This window comes from Bacteroides sp. AF29-11 (assembly GCF_003602895.1).
Lineage (GTDB): Bacteria > Bacteroidota > Bacteroidia > Bacteroidales > Bacteroidaceae > Bacteroides > Bacteroides uniformis.
The window spans coordinates 1-1,963 of record NZ_QTLY01000026.1 but is presented as its reverse complement, the minus strand read 5'-3'; the positions used below and the strand labels follow the sequence as shown (position 1 = coordinate 1,963).

Annotated in this window: 2 protein-coding genes; both read left to right on the top strand. The window is 53.5% G+C overall.

Features of this window, described 5'->3' with window-relative positions; genetic code table 11:
- A partial coding sequence (locus DWZ03_RS19830; RefSeq protein WP_243634978.1) for a Mu transposase domain-containing protein occupies positions 1–1,104 on the top strand: 1,104 nt, incomplete at its 5' end.
- A 21-nt stretch (positions 1,105–1,125) separates the two neighbouring features.
- Complete coding sequence (gene istB / locus DWZ03_RS19825; protein WP_016272400.1) at positions 1,126–1,902, top strand: IS21-like element helper ATPase IstB; 777 nt, start codon at positions 1,126–1,128, stop codon at positions 1,900–1,902.
- The last annotated feature ends 61 nt before the right edge of the window (positions 1,903–1,963 follow it).

Below are 1,963 nucleotides of genomic sequence, written 5' to 3'. Positions count from 1 at the left end.
CTGCACATGGCCGTGTTCACGATGAACCATAGCAACCTGCGGCGGGCATACCTGTTCTCCCGCGAGGACACGTTGGCCCTGATGGAAGCACACCGCAACTGCTTCCGTGCTTTGGGGGGCACGCCGCAAGTAATGGCCTACGATAACATGCGGGTGGCCGTCAAGAAGTTCCTTGGACAGGAGCGCGAACATACCGATGCCCTGCGCCGCATGGAACTCCACTATTGTTTCACCCCTCATTTCTGTAATCCGCGTTCGGGATGGGAGAAAGGTAAGGTGGAGCGTTCGGTGGAACATATCCGCCGGCGGGCTTTCGCCTATGATGTCCGTTTCGGTTCGCTGGAGCAGGCGCAGTGTCATCTTGACAAGGTCTGTGACAGGCTCAACGGGGAGGCTTCCAACATGTCTGCGCAAGAGAAGAAGGAGCGCGTACAGGCCGATATTGCGGCTTTGCGGCCGCTTGACCACGGTGACATGGGCTGCTTTGAGCGGCGGCATGCCCGTGTCGGGAAGTATTCCACCATTACCGTCGATGGTGTGCATTACTCTGTGCCTGACCGGCTTGTCGGTCGGGAGGTACCCATAAAGATGTATTCCGAGCGTATTGTCGTGCTTGACGGTCGCGACAAGGTAGCCACGTATGTACGCTCCCGGCGTCTCGGTGACTGGTGTATCGACCTGATGCACTATCTGGGCACGTTCCTTCGCAAGCCTGCGGCGTTGGGACGATCCACGGCCATGCGACAGGTACACCCGGACGTGGCGGCACTGTTTCGCAAACATTTTACGGATTCTCCCAGATCGTTTGTCGAACTGCTCGTGTTTACCCGTGACAACCAGCGCACTTATGCCGACATACTGGCTGCGGCAGACCGTCTGTCCTCCCGGGGACTCAAACGCCTGTCTTCCGAACAATTGAGCGCCGAGATGCTGGCCAGTGACGGCAATGGAACCGCAAACGTCCGTCAAGACGCGGCCACCCTGACCCCGTCCGATCCACAACAGACCGCCATTGAAGAATCGGCCTCACAGACATTGGACACACTTTCGGCGATGATCGGATGTGGCGCCACACAACAACCTGTAAACAAAGTTACCGTCTAACAACATAAAAATTGCATAGCAATGGAACAAAACGAAAATCAAGACTCCATACGCGAACGGATACGTGCGTATGCCTTCGACCTCAAACTCCCTCTGGTACGACGCGACATCGACCTGCTTATACAGCAAGGACTTGATGAACGATGGAACCTGTGGATGTTCACGGCCGAACTCCTGCGTCAGGAAAAAGAAAACCGCTCGGAGAACCAGCGTCGGCATCGCATCAAAAATGCCGCGTTCCCACAGTTGCGATACCTCAACGAAATAGACACGGACGCGCTTCCGCCAGAAGCGCGGAAGGCCTTGCCAAACCTTGAGACACTTGATTTCATCAAGGAAGGGCGCAACCTTATACTATACGGGAATCCCGGTACCGGAAAGACCCATCTGGCTACAGCCTTGGGGATTGCGGCCTGTAACGCGGGATACTCCGTACTGTTCACTTCCGTGCCCAGACTGCTTACGCAGATAAGGGAATGCCGGAACGCAATGACACTAAGGGCACTCGAGAACAAGTTCGAACGATACGACATGGTCATCTGCGACGAGTTCGGATACGTTTCTTGTGACAAGGCGGGAGCGGAGATGTTGTTCAACCATCTGTCACTCAGAACTGACAAGAAAACAACCGTCATTACAACAAATCTCGCATTCAACAGATGGGACGAGATTATTGCAGACAAAGTACTAGTTACAGCAATGGTAGACAGGCTAACGCACAAGGCGATTCTACTGAACATGACGGGAAAATCGTACAGAATGAAAGAAACACAAGATATGATAAATAAACAAATTTAATTAACTTTGCAAAACCTATCGGGTGGTACACGTTTCAAATGCTACCCGGGTCCCTTTTCAA

Bases quoted from the DNA above. Each gene is read 5' to 3' on its own strand.
- istB (WP_016272400.1), top strand. From the start codon at position 1,126: ATGGAACAAAACGAAAATCAAGACTCCATACGCGAACGGATACGTGCG.